General features: G+C 60.4%; 14 protein-coding genes, 3 tRNA genes and 1 pseudogene. 8 read left to right on the forward strand and 10 right to left on the reverse strand.

Translation table 11 applies throughout. The annotated features are described in order from the left end of the window. Nucleotides 1-61: 61 nt before the first annotated feature. On the reverse strand, nucleotides 62-991 hold the full coding sequence (locus tag AAGW23_RS03630) for a LysR family transcriptional regulator (RefSeq protein WP_342405006.1): 930 nt from the start codon (nucleotides 989-991) through the stop codon (nucleotides 62-64). A gap of 104 nt (nucleotides 992-1,095) precedes the next feature. Here AAGW23_RS03630 and AAGW23_RS03635 point away from each other — a divergent pair, with 104 nt between their 5' ends. Together AAGW23_RS03635 and AAGW23_RS03640 are read left to right on the forward strand one after the other, a co-directional pair. Beyond that, the gene (locus AAGW23_RS03635) at nucleotides 1,096-2,130 is read left to right on the forward strand and encodes an HlyD family secretion protein (RefSeq protein WP_342405007.1); all 1,035 of its coding nucleotides are present in this window, start codon (nucleotides 1,096-1,098) and stop codon (nucleotides 2,128-2,130) included. Then, nucleotides 2,120-3,670: an MDR family MFS transporter gene (locus AAGW23_RS03640; protein WP_342405008.1), complete on the forward strand. Its 1,551-nt coding sequence runs from the start codon at nucleotides 2,120-2,122 to the stop codon at nucleotides 3,668-3,670. The genes AAGW23_RS03635 and AAGW23_RS03640 overlap by 11 nt, the downstream gene beginning before the upstream one ends. A 107-nt stretch (nucleotides 3,671-3,777) precedes the next feature. On the opposite strand, the gene uvrB is transcribed toward AAGW23_RS03640, so the two are convergent. Then, nucleotides 3,778-5,793 (reverse strand): excinuclease ABC subunit UvrB, encoded by a 2,016-nt coding sequence (uvrB, locus tag AAGW23_RS03645; protein WP_342405009.1) that lies wholly within the window; start codon nucleotides 5,791-5,793, stop codon nucleotides 3,778-3,780. 336 nt (nucleotides 5,794-6,129) lie between these two features. Between uvrB and AAGW23_RS03650 the strand changes: the two genes are divergently transcribed. Beyond that, nucleotides 6,130-7,326 (forward strand): amino acid aminotransferase, encoded by a 1,197-nt coding sequence (locus tag AAGW23_RS03650; protein WP_342405011.1) that lies wholly within the window; start codon nucleotides 6,130-6,132, stop codon nucleotides 7,324-7,326. 50 nt (nucleotides 7,327-7,376) lie between these two features. Then, a tRNA-Asn gene (locus tag AAGW23_RS03655) sits at nucleotides 7,377-7,452 on the forward strand. 545 nt (nucleotides 7,453-7,997) lie between these two features. On the opposite strand, the gene AAGW23_RS03660 is transcribed toward AAGW23_RS03655, so the two are convergent. The 3 genes from AAGW23_RS03660 to AAGW23_RS03670 all read right to left on the reverse strand — a co-directional run bounded on the left by AAGW23_RS03660 (nucleotide 7,998) and on the right by AAGW23_RS03670 (nucleotide 9,148). After that, nucleotides 7,998-8,750, reverse strand: coding sequence for an FKBP-type peptidyl-prolyl cis-trans isomerase (locus AAGW23_RS03660; RefSeq protein WP_342405012.1), 753 nt, complete (start codon nucleotides 8,748-8,750; stop codon nucleotides 7,998-8,000). A gap of 232 nt (nucleotides 8,751-8,982) precedes the next feature. After that, nucleotides 8,983-9,059 (reverse strand) — tRNA-Asp (locus tag AAGW23_RS03665). Nucleotides 9,060-9,072: 13 nt separating this feature from the next. Beyond that, nucleotides 9,073-9,148: transfer RNA gene (locus AAGW23_RS03670), tRNA-Val, on the reverse strand. A 213-nt stretch (nucleotides 9,149-9,361) separates the two neighbouring features. Between AAGW23_RS03670 and rdgC the strand changes: the two genes are divergently transcribed. From rdgC to AAGW23_RS03685, 3 genes are all read left to right on the forward strand, one after another. Then, nucleotides 9,362-10,282 (forward strand): recombination-associated protein RdgC, encoded by a 921-nt coding sequence (gene rdgC, locus AAGW23_RS03675; RefSeq protein WP_342405013.1) that lies wholly within the window; start codon nucleotides 9,362-9,364, stop codon nucleotides 10,280-10,282. Between the two features lie 173 nt (nucleotides 10,283-10,455). Further along, entirely contained in the window at nucleotides 10,456-10,770 is a 315-nt protein-coding gene (gene sugE / locus AAGW23_RS03680; protein WP_342405014.1) for a quaternary ammonium compound efflux SMR transporter SugE, read from the forward strand. Nucleotides 10,771-11,003: 233 nt separating this feature from the next. Then, nucleotides 11,004-12,281 carry a hypothetical protein gene (locus tag AAGW23_RS03685; protein WP_342405015.1) on the forward strand — a complete coding sequence of 426 codons (1,278 nt, stop codon included), beginning with the start codon at nucleotides 11,004-11,006 and terminating at the stop codon, nucleotides 12,279-12,281. 85 nt (nucleotides 12,282-12,366) lie between these two features. Here the strand turns inward: AAGW23_RS03685 and AAGW23_RS03690 are convergent, their stop codons facing one another. From AAGW23_RS03690 to AAGW23_RS03710, 5 genes and pseudogenes are all read right to left on the reverse strand, one after another. Further along, nucleotides 12,367-12,693, reverse strand: coding sequence for a thioredoxin family protein (locus AAGW23_RS03690; RefSeq protein WP_342405016.1), 327 nt, complete (start codon nucleotides 12,691-12,693; stop codon nucleotides 12,367-12,369). A gap of 149 nt (nucleotides 12,694-12,842) precedes the next feature. Continuing rightward, nucleotides 12,843-14,720: an MFS transporter gene (locus AAGW23_RS03695; RefSeq protein WP_342405017.1), complete on the reverse strand. Its 1,878-nt coding sequence runs from the start codon at nucleotides 14,718-14,720 to the stop codon at nucleotides 12,843-12,845. Between the two features lie 97 nt (nucleotides 14,721-14,817). After that, nucleotides 14,818-15,144: an AzlD domain-containing protein gene (locus tag AAGW23_RS03700; RefSeq protein ID WP_342405018.1), complete on the reverse strand. Its 327-nt coding sequence runs from the start codon at nucleotides 15,142-15,144 to the stop codon at nucleotides 14,818-14,820. Beyond that, nucleotides 15,144-15,857, reverse strand: coding sequence for an AzlC family ABC transporter permease (locus AAGW23_RS03705; protein ID WP_342405019.1), 714 nt, complete (start codon nucleotides 15,855-15,857; stop codon nucleotides 15,144-15,146). The genes AAGW23_RS03700 and AAGW23_RS03705 overlap by 1 nt, the downstream gene beginning before the upstream one ends. A 171-nt stretch (nucleotides 15,858-16,028) precedes the next feature. Next, nucleotides 16,029-16,309, reverse strand: a pseudogene (locus AAGW23_RS03710) (GNAT family N-acetyltransferase); the annotation flags it as partial. 434 nt (nucleotides 16,310-16,743) lie between these two features. Between AAGW23_RS03710 and AAGW23_RS03715 the strand changes: the two are divergent. Further along, the gene (locus AAGW23_RS03715; RefSeq protein WP_342405021.1) at nucleotides 16,744-20,214 is read left to right on the forward strand and encodes a PAS domain-containing hybrid sensor histidine kinase/response regulator; all 3,471 of its coding nucleotides are present in this window, start codon (nucleotides 16,744-16,746) and stop codon (nucleotides 20,212-20,214) included. Nucleotides 20,215-20,233: the final 19 nt, after the last annotated feature.

A 20,233-nucleotide genomic window follows, 5' to 3' on the forward strand; every position in this document is an offset into this window, starting at 1 on the left:
TGTTCTCGAATCAAGGCACAGGAAGACACGGCGGCTGCAATAGCCGGCTCGGTCGGCTGAGTCAGCGCGTGTAAAGGCGCGATGTTAGCAGGCGTGCCTCTACCGGCTCCACCAGACGCCCCTCAACAACCGGCAGCGATTGCATCAGGAAGTCGAGAAACGCCTTGACCTTCATCGCCTGGAACCGACGCGTTGGGTACACCGCGTAGACTTCTCCGGTGGGCAAGACGACATCGGGCAAGAGCTCCACCAGATGCCCCTCACGCACCTCCTGATCAGTGATCATGGTTGGCAATGCTGCGATACCTGCCCCCGCCAGGGCCGCTTCACGGGCGAAGGTGATGTTGTTGCAGGTCAAGGCGCGGTGGCAGGTGATGTTCTGCTCTGTGATCGGCCAGTAGCGCACAGGGTCTCGCGACAGCGTGATCGCTCGGTGATGAACCAGATCCTCTACCTGCAGTGGCACACCGTGTTGTGCCAGATACGCCGGGCTTGCGCAAAATCGCCGCCGGGTCTCGAACAGTTTGCGCGCGATCAGCGTTGAATCCTGCGGTTGGCCGACCGATATGGCGATATCGACGCCCTCTTCCACGGGGTCGACAGACCGTGAAGCCAACTCGACTTCAGCGTTGATATCCGGATACAGGCGCATGAATTCTCCCAGCACCCGACCCAGAATCCACTGACCAACCTCGATAGGTGCCGTGATTCTCAGCAAACCTGCCGGTGCCTGCTGAAGCTGCATCACCGTCTGCTCAGCCTCGGCAAAGTCGAGCATGATCTGCCGACAGCGCTCGTAGTAGGCCTGGCCGACTTCCGTCAAGCGCAAACGCCTTGTGGTGCGGTGGATCAAACGCACACCGAGTCGTTCTTCGAGCTGGACGATGCGCCGGCTCACAGTCGATTTCTGCATCCCTAGACCTGTAGCTGCTTGGGTAAAACTGTGGCACTCCACCACGCGGGTGAAGATCAACGCGTCGTCCAGCCCCATCCATTGTTCCCTATGCGCAACAAAGTTTAGCGATTGTAACGGCTTATTACAGAACCGGAACACTGATAGATTGACCGGCTCACTTACCGGCCAAGAGCGACAAAATGCCCACCAAGCTGAAACGCCGACTGTTCATTTTCATTGCCCTGGTCCTGCTGGTGGCGGCTGCCTTTTTCGCCCACTGGTATTTTGTTGGCCGTTACTACGAGCACACCGACAATGCCTATGTGCAAGGTGAAATCACGCGCGTTTCCAGCCAGCTTCCTGCCCGTATCGAACAGCTTCACGTTCAGGACAATCAGCATGTGAAGCCCGGAGACCTGTTGGTGACGCTGGAACCGGGCGACTTCCGCCTGGCACTCGAACAAGCCCGAGCCACCCTTGCCATCCGTGAAGCCGAACTCGCCCAGGCGCGCAGCCGGCTGGCACAGCAGAGCAGCACGATCGCGGCCAGCCAGGCATCGGTCGGCGCCGCTCAGGCCAATCTCGAGCGGAGCCAGATGGACCTTTCGCGCGTCGAGGCGTTGCGAAAGCCCGGCTTCATCTCGGAAGAACGCGTCACTACGCTCTCTGCCGATGCCAAGGTCGCCCGCTCCCAGCGACAAAAGGCTGAAGCGGATCTGGCCGCCCAGCGCCAACAGGTGGAGGCCTTGGAAGCCGACGTCAAGCGTTTGCAAGCGCAGATCGCCAGTGCTCAAGCCGACATCGAGCAAGCCGAGCTCAACCTCGGCCGAACGGAAATCCGCTCGCCCATCAGCGGCATCGTCGGCCAACGATCGGCGCGCAGCGGTCAGTATGTGCCTGTCGGCGCGTACCTGATGTCCATCGTCCCCGACAAGGAGATCTGGGTACAGGCCAACTTCAAGGAAACCCAGATTGGCTCCATGCAGGAAGGCCAACGCGCAGAACTGACCTTCGACAGCTACCCCGATACACCTGTCGAAGGCCGTGTCGAAAGCTTGTTCCCCGCTTCCGGCGCCCAGTTCAGCCTGCTGCCGCCAGACAACGCCACCGGCAACTTCACCAAGGTGGTTCAGCGCATTCCGGTCAAAGTGACCTTCGCCAGCGACAACCCGCTCACGGGCCGCATCCGCCCCGGCATGTCGGTGGATGTGAAGATCGATATCCGTGGCCGCTGATGCGCTGATCCGGCCGGTGGGCGAGCCCAGCCGGCGTGACTGGATTGCCGTGATGAGCGCCATGCTGGGTGCGTTCATGGCGGTGTTGGATATCCAGATCACCAACTCTTCGCTGAAGGACATCCAAGGCGCGTTGTCCGCCACGCTGGAGGAAGGCTCCTGGATTTCGACGTCCTATCTGGTCGCGGAAATCATCATGATTCCGCTGACGGCCTGGCTGGTCCAGTTGCTCTCGGCACGCCGGCTGGCGGTCTGGGTATCGATCGGTTTTCTGATCTCCTCCCTGCTCTGCTCCTTCGCCTGGAACCTCGAGAGCATGATCGTGTTCCGCGCGATGCAGGGCTTTACCGGCGGCGCGCTGATTCCGCTGGCCTTCACCCTTACGCTGATCAAACTGCCGGACCATCACCGTGCCAAGGGCATGGCCCTGTTCGCCATCACGGCGACCTTTGCGCCCTCGATCGGCCCGACTTTAGGAGGCTGGCTCACCGAGAGCTGGGGCTGGGAATACATCTTCTATATCAACGTGCCGCCCGGCCTGCTGATGATCGCGGGCCTACTGTACGGCCTGGAAAAGAAGCCGCCGCACTGGGAGCTGCTCAAGAGCACGGACTACGCAGGCATCGTCACGCTGGCCATGGGGCTGGGTTGCCTGCAGGTGTTTCTCGAGGAAGGCCATCGCAAGGACTGGCTGGAGTCGACCCTGATCGTCCAACTGGGCTCGGTGGCCGTGGTTAGCCTGATTCTTTTTGTGATCCTGCAGCTGTCGCGCCCCAACCCGCTGATCAACCTCGGCATCCTTCGCGAGCGCAACTTCGGCCTGACCAGCATCGCCAGCCTGGGCATGGGTCTGGGGCTTTACGGGTCGATCTATCTGCTGCCGCTGTACCTGGCGCAGATTCAGAACTACAACGCACTGCAGATTGGTCAGGTGATCATGTGGATGGGCATTCCGCAGCTGTTCCTGATTCCGCTTGTACCCAAGCTGATGAAGATCATTCCGCCAAAGCTGCTCTGTGCCGCGGGATTCGCGCTGTTCGGGATATCCAGTTTCGCCTCCGGTATCCTCAACCCCGACTTTGGCGGCGATCAGTTCCATCCGATCCAGATCGTCCGCGCGCTCGGCCAGCCGATGATCATGGTGACCATCTCCCTGATCGCCACCGCCTACATCCAGCCGCAGGATGCAGGCTCCGCCTCCAGCCTGTTCAACATCCTGCGCAACCTTGGCGGCGCCATCGGCATCGCCCTGCTCGCTACCCTACTGGACAGCCGCGGCAAGGTTTACTTCGACTACCTGCGCGAATCCATCGTGCCGAACAACCCGGCGGTGGCTGAACGCCTGACTGCACTGACCCAACAGCTGGGTAGCGAGCAGGCGGCATTGGGACGAATCAGCGAGATCGTGCATCAGCAAGCCATGATCATGGCCTACAACGATGCGTTCCACTTCGTCGGCATCGCCTTGGGGGTCAGCATGGTTGCGGTGCTGCTGACACGTCATCTGCCCGAGAACATGAAGGGTGGCGCGGCGCACTGACCCAACGGCGCCATGGAAAGGGGCAGATAAACTTGGCGCAGCAGGACTACAAGCCTGCACCGCGGTGCAGGCTTGTGCACACCAGAACATGCGCTGAGCGCCAGACGTCAAACCTGCAACAAACGCTCACGCAGCTTGTGGATTTCGTCGCGAGTCTGCGCGGCGGCCTCGAATTCCAGGTCGCGCGCGTAGGCGAGCATCTTTTCTTCCAGCTGGCGAATTCGCTTGGTGATTTCGCTCGGCGAGCGCAGCTCGTTTTCGTAGCGCGCCGCTTCCTCTGCCGCCTTCGCCTCCCCACGGCGTTTTTTACTGCGCGAGCCTGGCACCGTGGCGCCTTCGAGAATGTCTTTCACATCCTTGAAAACTCCCTGCGGAACGATACCGTGCGCCTCGTTGAAGGCGATCTGCTTGTTGCGACGGCGCTCGGTTTCGCCAATGGCTCGCTCCATGGAACCGGTCATATTGTCGGCGTAAAGAATGGCGCGCCCGTTGAGGTTACGGGCCGCGCGGCCGATGGTCTGGATCAAAGAGCGCTCGGAACGCAGAAAGCCTTCCTTATCAGCGTCAAGGATCGCCACCAGCGACACCTCGGGCATGTCCAAACCTTCGCGCAGCAGGTTGATGCCCACCAACACATCGAACACACCCAAGCGCAGGTCGCGGATGATCTCAACCCGCTCCACGGTGTCGATGTCCGAGTGCAGGTAACGCACCCGCACGCCATGATCGCCTAGGTAGTCGGTGAGGTCTTCAGCCATGCGCTTGGTCAGCGTCGTGACCAGCACCCGCTCTTCCTTGACCACACACTTGTTGATTTCCGAGAGCAGGTCATCGACCTGAGTCAGGGCCGGACGCACCTCGATCTGAGGGTCCACCAAGCCCGTGGGCCGCACCACCTGCTCGATCACCCGACCGGCGTGCTCCGCCTCATAGGGCCCCGGAGTGGCGGAGACGAAAATCGTCTGCGGGCTTATGGCTTCCCACTCATCGAAACGCATCGGCCGATTATCCAGAGCCGATGGCAACCGAAACCCGTACTCGACCAACGTTTCCTTGCGCGAACGGTCGCCTTTGTACATGGCGCCGACCTGCGGCACGCTGACGTGGGACTCGTCGATCACCAGCAACGCATCGGCCGGCAGGTAATCGTAGAGGGTCGGTGGCGCTTCGCCAGAGGCTCGCCCCGACAGATAGCGCGAGTAGTTTTCGATGCCGTTGCAATAACCCAGCTCCATGATCATTTCCAGATCGAATCGGGTGCGCTGCTCCAGCCGCTGCGCCTCCACCAGCTTGTTATTGCTACGCAGGAAGTCGAGACGGTCCTTGAGCTCCGCCTTTATGTTTTCAATGGCCTCCAGCAAGGTCTCGCGCGGCGTCACATAGTGGCTCTTGGGGTAGAACGTGAACCGCGGAAGCTTGCGGATCACCTCACCGGTTAGCGGATCGAAGGCGGACAGGCTTTCAACCTCGTCGTCGAACAGCTCGATGCGCACCGCTTCCAGGTCCGATTCGGCCGGATAAACGTCGATCACATCGCCACGCACGCGAAAGGTCGCACGGGCGAAATCCATTTCATTGCGGGTGTACTGCAGCCCGGTGAGCCTGCGCAGCAGCTCACGCTGGTCCAAGCGATCGCCTCGATCGATGTGGAGCACCATTTTCAGGTAGGTCTCAGGGCTACCCAGACCGTAGATGCAGGACACTGTGGTGACGATGATCGCGTCCGACCGCTCCAGCAGCGCTTTGGTCGCTGATAAACGCATCTGCTCGATATGGTCGTTGATCGACGCATCCTTCTCGATGAAGGTATCGGACGACGGTACGTAAGCTTCCGGCTGGTAGTAATCGTAGTAGGAGACGAAATACTCAACCGCATTGTTCGGGAAGAACGCCTTGAACTCCCCGTAGAGCTGGGCTGCCAGCGTCTTGTTTGGCGCAAGCACCAGCGTGGGGCGCTGCACGTGGGCGATCACGTTGGCAATGCTGAAAGTCTTGCCGGACCCCGTTACACCGAGCAACGTCTGGTGCGACAAGCCCGCCTCGATGCCTTCGATCATCTGCCGAATGGCTTCAGGCTGGTCTCCGGCGGGCTTGAAGCGCGTGACCAATTCGAACTGCGACATATCGACCTCTTCAGATAGCGAGACGACTCGAGACATGCATATTCGAGCCGCTATGGCGGTGTTTCCAGACGTGCAACGGGCTGCTGGCGACGCGGCAGGCAGCAACCACAGCTCCTTTCAATGCGGGCTCGCCCAGCGATATCAAGTGCTCGGGTGACGAGCAGGCAAGGCCATGAAAAATCGCGGCCTCCGCTGGGCTTAAACCGACAGAAAAACCGCCCTAGCATATCGCGACGCAAGCCTAGTCCCGTTATACTCTTGCCCCGTTTGCGCACCGCCCTCAGCGCGAAGCGAGGGTGCTGCATCAGTCACCTCCTCTCTTCGAGCCTCCCCATCATGAGTTTGTTCTCCGCTGTCGAAATGGCGCCGCGCGATCCGATCCTCGGCCTCAATGAAGCCTTCAATGCCGACACGCGGCAGAACAAGGTCAACCTGGGGGTGGGCGTCTACTACAACGAAGAAGGTCGGATTCCCCTGCTGCGCGCTGTCGCTGCCGCCGAGATGGCGCGACTGGAGCTGAACGCGCCACGCGGCTACCTGCCGATCGATGGTATTGCCAGCTACGACATGGCCGTGCAAGGCCTGCTGTTTGGTGCCGACTCGGCGTTGGTTGCCGATGGCCGCGTGGTCACCACCCAGGCACTGGGCGGCACTGGCGCACTCAAGATCGGTGCAGACTTCCTCAAGCGCATGCTGCCCAACGCAGTCGTGGCCATCACAAACCCAAGCTGGGAAAACCATCGCGCATTGTTCGAGGCCGCCGGCTTTCCTGTGCAGAATTACAGCTATTACGATGCGGCCAGCCATGGCATCGACCGGGCCGGCATGCTGGAAGACCTGAACAGCCTGCCCCCGCGCTCCATCGTCGTGCTGCACGCCTGCTGCCACAACCCGACCGGTGTCGATCTGCAGCCGGAAGACTGGAAGCAGATCCTCGAAGTACTGCGCGCCAACGACCACGTACCGTTCATCGATATCGCCTACCAGGGTTTCGGCGACAGCATCGAAGAAGACGCTGCAGCCGTGCGCCTGTTCGCTGAATCAGGCATGAGCTTCTTCGTTTCCAGCTCCTTCTCCAAATCGTTCTCGCTGTACGGCGAGCGAGTTGGGGCCCTGTCGATGGTGACTCAGAGCCGTGACGAGTCGGCGCGCGTGCTATCGCAGATCAAGCGCGTGATTCGGACCAACTATTCGAACCCGCCGACCCACGGGGCCACAGTGGTATCTGCCGTGCTCAACAACGCAGAACTGCGGACCATGTGGGAAACCGAACTTGGCGAAATGCGTACGCGCATTCAAGACATGCGCTTGACCATGGTTCGCCAATTGGCCGAAAAAGGCGCCAAACAAGATTTCAGTTTCGTCGCCAAGCAACGCGGAATGTTCTCTTACTCAGGCCTCACCACCGAGCAGGTCGAGCGTCTTCGCGTCGAATTCGGTGTCTACGCGATCGGCACCGGCCGCATCTGCGCCGCAGCGCTGAACCACAATAACCTTGACCATGTCACTGACGCCATCGTCCAGGTTCTGTAACTGCCGAGGGTTGACTTCCCCTTAGTTATCATTAGGATACGCACCGCTATTCCGCGATAGCTCAGTCGGTAGAGCAAATGACTGTTAATCATTGGGTCCCTGGTTCGAGTCCAGGTCGCGGAGCCAAATCAAAGCCTCAGACGATTATCTGGGGCTTTTTTGTATTAGCCGGACTCTCACCAGGGACGCTGTCCCAGGTTATTCGCTTCGCTCACCCCGGGGCCGCGCTGAAGCGCGTTCTGCTGTGCAGTCGAGTCCAAGGTCGCGGAGCCAAATCAAAGCCTCAGACGATTGTCTGGGGCTTTTTTGTATTAGCCGGACTCTCACCAGAGACGCTGTCCCAGGTTATTCGCTTCGCTCCCCCCCGCGGGACCGCACTGAAGCGCGTTCCGTTGTGCAGGCGAGCCCTGAGACTGCGGAGCCGCCTTCAAAGCATCAGATGACAACCAGACGCCTTTGCTCTCATAGGACAGTAATGCCTTGTGAGAACTGCCTGCAGGAGCCAGCTTGCTGGCGGACCAAGCTCAACGCTTGCTTCGCGACCGCATAGACACTGATCGAGGGCACGCTCGCCGCCACAAAAGGCATGCGCCGCAAACCATCTCGAACACTACGAAAACTGGAAACAAAAACGCCCCGCATCTGCGGGGCGTTTGGCTGGCGCGGAGCAGTTACTCCTTGGCCGCCTCGATAGCTTCTTCGACAGCTTCCGGCGGAGGCGTTGCTCCACCTTTCTCGTCTTTGATACCCAGCAGCTCAAGGTCGAAGACCAGAACGGAATTGGCTGGAATCAGCGGGCTCGGGCTCTGCTCGCCATAGGCAAGTTCGCTCGGGATATACAGCTTGTACTTCTCACCTACGTGCATCAGTTGGAGTCCTTCGACCCAACCTGGAATCACGCCGCCAACAGGCAAATCAATCGGGGTGCCGCGCTTGATTGAGCTGTCGAAGACCGTGCCGTCAGTCAGGGTGCCTTCGTAGTGAACGGTGACAACATCATCAGGACCCGGCTGGGCGCCGTCCGACTCTTTGATCACTTCATACTGCAGGCCGGACTCGGTGGTCTTCACGCCTTCACGCTTGGCATTTTCTTCGAGGAACTTCTTGCCGGCGCTAACCGCCTCCTTATTCATCTCGACCATGCGCTCTTCGGCACGGGTCTGCAGGTAGGCAAAGGCTTCCATCAGCTCTTCATCAGTCAGCTTCTGATCTTTCTTGCCAAGGGCATCATCGATGCCTTGCGCGACAGCTGTCGAATCCAGATCTGCCAAGCCTTCCTGCGCCAGGCTCTTGCCCATATTCAGGCCGATGCCATAAGAGGCTTTCTGCGCCGGCGTTTCCAGCTTAGCGCTGGTTTCCGAATCACAGCCCGCCAGGACCAGGCCAACCAGGGCTATCGCCGACGCCAAACGTTGAGGTCTCATTCTGTTTCCTTATTACCCAAGAAGTGGAGCAAAAACATTGCCGGAGCTTAGCAGCGAGCTCGTGCAGTGGCTACCGAACGCACTTAGCTAATAGGTAAAGACCTTGAAAAGTATGGAAGTGCCGCACGAAACGCCAAAACTGACGAAGGGAAAAATCGAGGACAAAAAAAAGCGACCCGCAGGTCGCTTTCTTCGAGCTATCAAGGCGTTCAGTGGTCCTTGATGGCAAATATGGCGCAGCGGACGGGACTCGAACCCGCGACCCCCGGCGTGACAGGCCGGTATTCTAACCGACTGAACTACCGCTGCGCTAAACCTCGAGTGGTGGGTGATGACGGGATCGAACCGCCGACCCTCTGCTTGTAAGGCAGATGCTCTCCCAGCTGAGCTAATCACCCGTTTGCTCTCGAAGTGGGGCGCATTCTAGAGATGGATCTTGACCTTGGCAACCCCCTTTTGAAAAAAAAATTGAAGAACTTACAAAGACTTAGGAAACACTCGGTTTAAGGGCCATTTTTGTGGTTTCCATCGGCATTGCTCCCGCACAGGGTTGGCCTGCGTTCGCCAGAGGGGAATAATGCGCGCTTTGCTTTTACCGGAGTTTCCATCGCATGTGGTTTCGCAACCTGCTCATCTACCGTCTCACTCAGAACATCCCTTTCGATGTCGAGACACTTGAAACCGCATTGGCCGCCAAGCCCGCCCGCCCCTGCGCCAGTCAGGAACTGAGCACCTATGGCTTCGTCGCACCCTTCGGCAAGGGAGAGGATGCACCGCTGGTGCATGCGAGCCAGGGGTTCCTGCTGATCTCAACCCGCAAGGAAGAACGCATCCTGCCCGGCAGCGTGGTCAAGGACGCGCTGAAGGAAAAGGTCGACGAGATCGAAAACGAGCAAATGCGCAAGGTCTACAAGAAAGAGCGCGAGCAGCTCAAGGACGACATAATCCAGGCTTTCCTGCCTCGTGCATTCATTCGCAAGTCCGGCACTTTCGCCGCCATCGCGCCCGAGCAAGGCCTGATCTTGGTGGACGCTTCCAGCCCGAAGCGCGCCGAAGACCTTCTTTCCACGCTGCGTGAAGCCATCGGCTCGCTGCCGGTTCGTCCTCTAACCGTCAAGATTGCTCCCTCGGCCACGATGACCGACTGGGTGAAGACGCAGAAAGCCGCAGATGATTTCTTCGTCCTCGACGAGTGCGAGCTGCGCGATACCCATGAAGACGGCGGCGTGGTGCGCTGCAAGCGCCAGGACTTGACCAGCGATGAAATTCAGCAACACCTTGAAGTCGGTAAGCAGGTCACACAGCTGTCACTGGGCTGGCAGGACAAGCTGTCCTTCGTGCTTGACGACAAGCTGGTGATCAAGCGCCTGCGCTTCGAGGAGCTGCTGCAGGACCAGGCCGAGCAGGATGGAGGTGACGATGATCTAGGCCAGCAGGACGCCAGCTTCCTGCTGATGATGCTGACCTTCAAGGAATTCCTCCCGGCACTGTTCGAAGCTCTGGGTGGCGAGGAGATTCCGCAGGGCATCTGATCTGCCCGCTCCCGTCGACGCTGCCGGGACGCACAACAGGGTTAGCTGCGATCAGTCCGGACCCATTGCCCGGACCGATCACAGCGTGAACGATAGCACCAGCTGAGGACGACCTCAGGCTGCACAACTCACCGGGGACGGCCCCACCCAATCACCGTCCTGTCGAGGTGCGTATGTCCTGGATCATTCTGCTGCTTGCCGGCCTGTTCGAAATCGGCTGGGCTGTAGGGCTGAAATTCACCGATGGCTTCACCCGCCCCCTTCCCACGCTGCTGACCATTGCTGCAATGGCCACTAGTCTGGGCCTGCTGGGGCTCGCCATGAAAACGTTGCCGCTAGGCACCGCTTATGCCGTCTGGACCGGCGTGGGCGCGGTGGGCACAGTGATCGCCGGCATCATCCTGTTCGGCGAATCGATGAGCCTGCTTCGCCTGAGTAGCGTGCTGCTGATCTGCATCGGCCTGCTTGGCCTGAAGCTCAGCCAGTGAACACACCGGGAAGCGGGCTGACATTGAGCGATTTGAACCACTCGCTGCAGAGCCTAGGGCATACCGCCCGTCATAAAAACGTCGAGAAACAAGCGAATCGACATTTAGCTGTCACGAGCAACTTCTAGGATTGATGCAGTTCCAGGACTGATTCGCAGTAGCTGCCGCCTAACAGCGCTGCGCAGCCGCCCAGTCAGGAGCAACACGCATCTAAAAATCCATGGAGAGATGACATGTTCAAGTGCAAGCCCCTCGCAGCCGCCATCATCGCGATTCTGGCCACTCAGGCACACGCCGCAGACAATAGCGCAGAACAGAATCAGTCAGGCGCGGACAACATTGTGGAGGTCACCCAGACTGGCGGTCAGGACAACATTTCTTATCAGTCCCAGACGGGGATCAGCAACGACGGCATGGTGACGCAGACCGGGGCCACAATGTCCGACGCCGTGCAAACCCAGACCGGCAACCAGAACTTCGCTGACATCGCCCAGACCACGACCGAGCAAAGCGAAGCGATCCAGCTGCAGGACGGCGACAACCATGACGCGAGCATCGTTCAGAGCGACTCCTTCGGGGCCACTGCTCGCCAGTACCAGCAAGGCAGCTTCAACACTGCCTACACCGAGCAGACCGCTGCTGACCTGAGCACCGCCGTGATCGATCAGAACGGCAGCGACAACTTTGCCGAGTCCATTCAGAACAGCACCGAACTGAGCGTTTCGGAGCAGCGTCAGGTGGGCAATGAGAACACCTCGCTGGTTTGGCAGGAAGGTGGCGCGCGTAATGATGGCTTGGTCAATCAGGAAGGCAACAGCAACGACGCCACCGTTTACCAGATGAATGTCTCTGACTCCATCGCCGATATCGACCAGCAGGGTGATCTGCAGGTCGCGTCCGTCACGCAGGAAGGCACCGAGCACAGCGCAGAGATCAAGTCCAACGGACTGCAGAACGAAGCCTACATCGACCAGAGCGGCTCGCTGCAGACAGCGTCGATCTACCAGGACGGCACCGCCAACAGCGCCGACATCTTCCAGGTTGGCGATAGCAACACCGCCAGCACCGAGCAGACCGGGGACAACAACTATGCCATCGTCGATCAAGACGGCAGCATGATGACGGCTTCGCTGCAGCAGAACGGGCAGTTCAACGAGGCTTATGTCACTCAGGCGGGCACCGATCAGCTGATCGACTTCGCCCAGGACGGCGCCGACAACCTGCTCACCGTGACTCAAACCGGAAATGGCAACGAGCTGACCGGTTCTAGCTACGGCGACAACAACCGTGTGGATGTGCTGCAGGGCGGCGACCTCAACGTGGCCGACATTCAGCAGATATACGGCTCAGACAACGAGGTCAGCCTGACACAGACTGGCGAAGCCAACCTGGCGCAGGTCATGCAGGGTGGTGTCGGCAACCAGGCCATGCTGACCCAGAGCGGCATGGGTGACTCGGCCATCGTGTCGCAGATGGGCTCGGGCAACATGGCCACCGTGACTCAGCAGTAATGTGTATGGCGGCCGATCCCAGGTCGGCCGCCACACACCTTCGGTACGCCACCAACCACTGCCATGCCTAACCGAGCGGCTCAGATCAAACCTGCTCGGTAGCCTTGGCTGCAGCGTCCCTTACCGCATCGGCACTCGTCGGCCGCACCACCCGCGCTAGTTCCTGCCCAAGGCGGACGAACACCAGCGTTGGCCACAATTTGACCCGATAGCTGCGTCCGAGTGGTCGACCCTGACCATCTTCGATCTTGATGTGGTTGACCTGCGGAAAATCAGCCAGCGCCCGCTCGACATGCGGCTCCGCAGAACGGCAATGGCCACACCAGTTTGTGCCAAAGTCGAGCACCGTTATCCCATCAAGCGAATCGACCTCGGAACGAGTGATGGTTTCTGTCTTGTATAAGTCGACCATGCTTCATCTCCTCCGGTCCCGTTCTCTTAATCGACCCCGACTCGACACGAGCGATCCATGCCCTTGCTTGGTCAAGCCGATATGTATGACCCATCGGGCCGGCTAAAACACTCGCCTGTGGATGGCGTGATTGCAAAACACTTTGCTGCCTAGCGCCGATGGCCACGTAACAGACTGACCTGCGCCTGTAGCTGCTCACGACTGGCTTCGCTGGCGGCAACCGGCGAACTGGCGACCAGGTCCACCTGCGACCAGATCCGTCGGAAGAAGCCCTTGTCCGGATCGCGACTGAAAAAGCTGCCCCACAGGCCCCGAAGCGCCATCGGCACCACGGGCACTGGATTGGCCTCAAGAATACGTTCCACGCCCGCCTTGAACTCATTGATCTCGCCGTCGGTGGTGAGCTTGCCTTCGGGGAAGATGCACACCACTTCGCCATTGCTGAGATAGCGGCTGACGCGCTCGAACGCCTGGGTGTAGATCACCTCGTCCTCGTGTCGCGCAGCGATGGGCACTGCGCCCGCCGTGCGAAAGATGAAGTTCAGCACCGGAATGCGGAAGATCTTGTAGTACATGACGAAGCGAACGGGTCGGCGCACCGCCCCGGCAATCAACAGCGCATCAACGAAGGACACGTGGTTGCAGACCAGCACGGCCGGACCTTCATCAGGGATCGCGTCAAGTCCTTGCTGGCGCACCCGGTACATGGAGTGGCCGAGCAGCCAGACCAGGAAGCGCATGCTGAATTCAGGCACGATGCTGAAGATGTAGGCGCTTACGGCGACGTTCATCAGCGACACCACGAGAAACAGCTGCGGAATCGACAGTCCAAATACAGTCAGCAGCAAGATCGCAACAATCGCTGAAATGACCATCAGCAGCGCATTGAGAATATTGTTTGCCGCCACCACTCGTGCCCGCTCGTGCTCGGCGGTGCGCGACTGGATGAGCGCATACAGCGGCACGATGTAAAACCCGCCGAACACACCGATCCCCAGCACCGAGGCGAGAATCCACCAGGCCTGCCCGATACCCAGCAGCGCCAGCCAGTCGTGAGGGAATGCAGCCTGCGGAAAACCGCTCGAACACCACCACAGCAGCAGGCCGAAGAGTGTCAGGCCAAAGGAGCCGAACGGCACAAGACCGATTTCCACCTTATGCCCGGAAAGCCGCTCGCAGAGCAGCGAACCAAGGGCGATGCCCACCGAGAAGACCGTCAGGATCAGCGTGACGACGGTTTCATCGCCGTGCAGCAGATCCTTCGAATACGCCGGGATCTGGGTCAGATAGGTCGCGCCGAGAAACCAGAACCAAGAGTTACCAATTAGCGAGCGCGACACCGAGAGGCGCTGTCCCAAGCCCATGCGCAGGATCGCGCCGGTCTGACGAAACAAATTCCAGTCCATCTCAAGCGTCGGTAAGGACGCACCGGTCGCAGGTACAGCTTGGCTGGCGAGATAGCCGGCAACCGCCACCAGCACCACGCTGCCGGCTATCAGTTGCGCATAACCGTCGCTGGCCATCATCACGCCAGCCGTGATGGTGCCGGCAAGAATCGCCAGAAAAGTACCCATCTCCACCAGCGCGTTGCCACCGACCAGCTCGTGATCCTCGAGCAGCTTGGGCAATACGGAATATTTGACCGGCCCGAACAGCGCGGACTGTGTGCCCATGCAGAACAGCACGGCCAGCAGTAACGGCAGATTGCCGAGCAGCATGCCCGCGCCGCCGGCGAGCATGATGAAAATCTCACCGGCTTTGATTGCCCGTATCAGTCTCTCCTTGGCGTACTTCTCGCCAAGCTGGCCGCCGAGCGCGGAGAACAGGAAGAACGGCAGGATGAACAACAGCGCGCACAGGTTGATCAGCAAGCTGCTGTCGGCACTCGCGCCGATCTTGTAGAGGATGGCCAGGATCAGCGCCTGCTTGAACAGGTTGTCGTTGAAGGCCCCCGACAGTTGGGTCAGGAAGAACGGCAGGAAGCGCCGCTTACCGAACAGAGTGAACTGGGAATGTGGCTTGGTCATCGATCCGCTTCCATGGAAAACACCTTGGCTATTTGAGCGTCCAGGGTCCAGCAAAGGCACAGCGCTGCCACGCGCGCGTCGCGGACTGGGCGATACGTCACAGCGGCAACTGCCCGAATGCCCAGCGCAACAGAAAGAAGAACAGCAAGCCGCCCGCGATAGTCGCCAGCAGGTTTCGGGTCAAGGCTGCGATCAGGATCGACAGCAGGCCCGCCAACAGATAGGCGTTGCGCCAGTCCAGTGCCCATTCGCCTGCTGGCATCAGCATTCCTGGCACGACGATGGCCGTGAGCACCGCGACCGGCACGTAATGCAGCCCCTGCTCCACCAGGCGTGGAAAACGCAGGTTGGGCCAGGCGAAGAAGCTGAATCGAGTCAGAAAGGTGATCGCCAACATTCCGAGAATGAGTAGCCAAATCTGCATCAGCACGCCTCCGCTTGAAGCTGTCGCTCGGCCCGTCGCTCGAGCCAGACACCCACGACAATGCCGGCCAGCGCGGCGGCAATCAGACCGAGCTTGTAAGGCAGCTCCCAGGTCAACAGCGCGACGACCGCTGCGACCAGCGCTGATGCCACCTGCGGTCGGGTGCGCATCATGGGTACGGCGATGCCGATGAAGGTGGCGATCATGGCGAAGTCCAACCCCCAACTCGCGACGTTTGGCACAGCCTGACCAAAGGCGATACCGGCCAGTGTCGCCAGCTGCCAGCTCAGGTACATGGTCAGCCCAGCACCGAGGAAGAACCAGTGCTTGTGCGGCGAAACGTCATCGCGCGCATATCGATGCTGGATCACGGCGAAAGCTTCATCGGTCAGCCAGAACGCCAGTGGAACACGCCAGCGGCCGGGAAGATGCCGAACGAAGGGCTGCATCGAGGCGCTGTAGAGCGCGTGGCGCAGATTGACCACGAAGGTCGTGAGCAGCACCACTGCTGCCCCAACGCCACCGGTGATCAAGGTGATGGCAATGAATTGCGCCGAACCAGCGAAGACCAAGGCAGACATCCCCATGGCCTGCCAGCCGGACAGCCCAGCACCTATGGCCAGGGTTCCGAAAATGATGCCGAAAGGAATGGCACCTACGATAAGCGGCAGAATATCGCGGCAACCGTGCAAGAATTCTTGCGAGCGGGACATCGTGGCTCCTTAGGTATGCACCGCAAACGATGATGAGCTACGCACCGCCGTCGTGGCCGGAGCATAGAAAAGGTTGAAGACAGGCGGATGAACGCTGAGGCAGCGTTTCTGGAAGGGACCAACATTACCGCAAGTCGAGGCTCGGGGGCGATGGCCGGCACTTGAGGTGTCGATGCGGTACAGCGCGGTGCTATCCAGGCGGACATCGGCAAGGCGGCGGTGATTGCGCAGAAGGCCTTCCCACTGGGCACCGAGCTTTCGATGGCGCACTGAGAGCGCAGATTGCTTAGCGCCGCTTTCAACTGCAGGCGCACCAGCTGCCAGGTTTCGAAAGCATGTTTGAGCAATAGGTATTTGATCGCGGCGTTGAGGCCGCTGCCATGCTCGGCCTAGTCCAGCCAGGTCCAGCCCAGTTCCGCCTCCGGCAGTGAAGGATTGAAATCGGCAAAGCGGCGCGACCAAGCGAACGTGCGCCTCGGTGGTTCGCTTCTCATCAACGGCAATCGCGCAGCGCTGACGCCTCAAATTGCCACGATCGCGAAGCAGGAGGTCTATCGCAAGGCTTTGCGCCGGACTCAGCCATAGCTGTCGCGCTCATGCGACCATGGTCGCAGCCGCAACACGCCGCCCCGTTTTACTGCGAAACTTTACCCATTCAACTATCAATGAGCGGTAACTCCGGCCATCCGAAACCTGCCGAGCTTGAGCAGCACCCAAACACTATCCCGGTAACCGCCCTTATATCGGCTACGTCTGATGCGCAGCTCGAGTGATCAGGCCGCCGACCGGCAAAACGTGAAATGCTGCCCGACCCCGGCATGACTCGGCCACACGGTGGAATGGGCCAGGCTCGAGCCCGCTTTATTTATGTGTATCTGGAGTTCGCATGTCGTTGTCCGGTGGGCTGATTGCGCTGGTCGCCCTCACTTATATGGCCGTGCTGTTTGCCATTGCCTTCTACGGCGATCGCAACCGCAGCCAGTTGTCGCCGCGGGTTCGTGCCTGGGTTTATAGCCTGTCGCTGGCGGTCTATTGCACCAGCTGGACCTTTTTCGGCGCGGTCGGCCAGGCGGCAGAACAACTCTGGGCCTTTTTGCCGATCTACCTTGGCCCGATTCTGCTGATGCTGCTGGCGCCTCAGGTCATCCAGAAGATGATCATGATCAGCAAGCAGGAGAACATCACTTCGATTGCCGACTTCATTGCGGCGCGCTACGGCAAGTCGCAGCCGCTGGCGGTGGTGGTGACACTCATCTGCCTGGTCGGCGTGCTGCCCTACATCGCGCTGCAGCTCAAGGGCATCGTTCTTGGCGTGAACCTGCTGGTGGGCAATGAAGGCGAGGCCGCTGCCGGCTCCGGCGCGCAAGACACCGCGCTGATCGTATCGATGGTGCTGGCGCTGTTCACCATTCTGTTCGGCACTCGCAACCTGGATGTGACCGAGCACCACCGCGGCATGGTCCTGGCCATTGCTTTCGAGGCGTTGGTCAAGCTGTTTGCCTTTCTCGCGATCGGCGCCTTCGTCACCTTTGGCCTGTTCGATGGTTTCGGCGACTTGTTCAACCGTGCCCACGACGCCCCCGAACTCTCGGCCTTCTGGCAGGAGACGGTGAACTGGCCAGCCATGATGGTGCAAACCACCGTCGCACTGATGGCCATCGTTTGCCTTCCACGGCAGTTCCACGTGACTGTTGTAGAAAACATCGAACCGCGTGACTTCCGCCTGGCCCGTTGGGTGTTCCCGCTGTATCTGGTGCTGGCCGCCGTATTCGTCATCCCGATCGCGCTTGCTGGCCAGTTGCTGTTGCCCAGTGGCGTCAGCCCGGACTCCTTCGTGATCAGCCTGCCACTGGCAGAATCGCATCCAGCCCTGGCCCTGCTCGCCTTCATTGGCGGGGCATCAGCGGCGACTGGCATGGTCATCGTGGCCAGCGTGGCGCTGTCGACCATGGTCTCTAACGACATGCTGCTGCCCTGGTTGCTGCGTCGCAAGGAGGCCGAACAGCCTTTTGAAGTGTTCCGCCACTGGATGCTCTCGGTTCGTAGGATCAGCATCGTCGCCATCCTGCTGCTGGCCTATGTCAGCTACCGCCTACTGGGCTCCAACGCGAGCCTGGCGACCATCGGCCAGATTGCCTTTGCCGCGCTCACTCAGCTGGCACCCGCCATGGTCGGCGCGCTGTATTGGAAGCAGGCTAACCGCCGAGGAGTGTTCGCCGGCCTCACTGCGGGCGGCTTGATCTGGATCTACACCCTGATCCTGCCGCTGCTCGGCTGGCCGCTGGAAATGTTCCCCGGCCTGCAGTGGATGTACACAGCCGATCTGCCATTCAACACCAGCGCCTTGACGCTAGGCGTCACCCTGTCCCTGGTGGGCAACGCGACGCTGTTCTTCTGGGTGTCCATCCTGTCGCAGACGCGGGTGGCCGAACACTGGCAGGCCAGCCGCTTCATTGGTCAGGAAATCCACTCCACGGCGAGCACCCGCCGGCTGCTTGCCGTGCAGGTGGAGGACCTGCTCCTGCTCGCTTCGCGTTTCGTTGGTGCCGAGCGCGCCGAACTCAGCTTCCAGCGCTTCGCCCGGCGTCACGGTCACGACTATTCGCCCCGGCAGCAGGCCGACGGTCAATGGATCGCTCATACCGAACGACTGCTGGCCGGGGTACTGGGCGCCTCGTCCACCCGTGCCGTGGTCAAGGCCGCGCTGGAAGGCCGGGACATGCAGGTCGATGACGTGGTGCGCATCGTCGGCGAAGCCTCCGAGGTACTGCAGTTCAACCGTGCGCTGCTGCAAGGAGCAATTGAAAACATCACCCAGGGCATCAGCGTCGTCGACCAGTCGCTGCGGCTGGTGGCCTGGAACCACCGCTATCTGGAAATGTTCGAGTACCCGGACGGGCTGGTCTACATCGGCCGCCCCATCGCCGACATCATCCGCTACAACGCCGAACGCGGCCTCTGCGGCCCCGGTGATGCCGATACACACGTGGCCAAGCGTCTGTACTGGATGCGTCAGGGCCGCGCGCATACCTCGGAGCGCACCTTCCCCAACGGTCGGGTGGTCGAGCTGATCGGCAACCCCATGCCCGGTGGCGGCTTCGTCATGAGCTTCAGCGACATCACCGCCTACCGTGACGCCGAACGTGCCCTGAAGGACGCCAACGAAGGCCTCGAGCAGCGCGTCAGCGAACGCACGCAGGAACTGTCGAAGCTGAACAAGGCACTGACGGCCGCCAAGAGTGCAGCCGAGGCGGCCAGTCAGTCGAAGACACGCTTCCTTGCCGCGGTCAGTCATGACCTGATGCAGCCCCTCAACGCGGCGCGGCTGTTTTCCGCCGCGCTGTCGCACCAGCATGACGCACTGCCGGTAGAAGCGCGGGACCTGGTGCGTCATCTGGACAGCTCCCTGCGCTCGGCCGAGGACCTGATCTCCGATCTGCTCGATATTTCACGCCTGGAAAACGGTCGCATCACCCCCGACCGCAACCCCTTCCCGCTGGCGACTCTGTTCGACACCCTGACCACGGAGTTCACCATGCTTGCCGCCGAACAGGGCGTCGACTTCAGGGTGCATGGCAGTCGATTGCGGGTCGACAGCGATATCCGCCTGCTGCGACGAGTGCTGCAAAACTTCCTCACCAACGCCTTCCGTTATGCCAAGGGCCGGGTGGTGCTGGGGGTGCGTCGCCAGGGTTCGTCATTGCGTCTTGAGGTATGGGACCACGGCCCGGGCATCGCCGAGGACAAACTGCGGGTGATCTTCGAGGAATTCAAACGACTGGACAGCCATCAGACGCGCGCCGAGAAGGGTCTTGGACTGGGTCTGGCCATCGCAGATGGCTTCTGCCAAGTGCTCAATCATCCACTGGCGGTACGCTCCTGGCCGGGCAAAGGCAGCGTGTTCAGCGTGACGGTGCCAATCGCCAGCCAGGTGCAGCGACAGCCCATCAGCAACGGCAAAGGCGAAGCGCAGCAAACCGCCCTGACCGGCATTCAGGTGCTCTGTATCGACAACGAGGACAGCATCCTGGTGGGGATGAACAGCCTGTTGTCACGCTGGGGCTGCCAGGTCTGGACCGCCAGTAACCGGGCCGAATGCGAGGCGTTACTGCGTGAGGATGTGCGCCCGCAACTGGTGCTGGTCGACTACCACCTGGACCATGGTGAGACTGGTTCGGAGCTGATGGCCTGGCTGCGTACCCGCCTCGGCGAGCCGGTGCCCGGAGTGGTGATCAGCGCTGACGGGCGTCCGGAGCTGATCGCCGCGATCCACGCGGCGGGGTTGGATTTTCTCGCCAAGCCGGTCAAGCCTGCTGCGCTGCGCGCCCTGATGAGCCGTCACGTTCCGCTGCATTGAGGCCGCGTTGCGCCAGCGC

The organism is Stutzerimonas chloritidismutans, assembly GCF_038562055.1.
Lineage (GTDB): Bacteria > Pseudomonadota > Gammaproteobacteria > Pseudomonadales > Pseudomonadaceae > Stutzerimonas > Stutzerimonas chloritidismutans_A.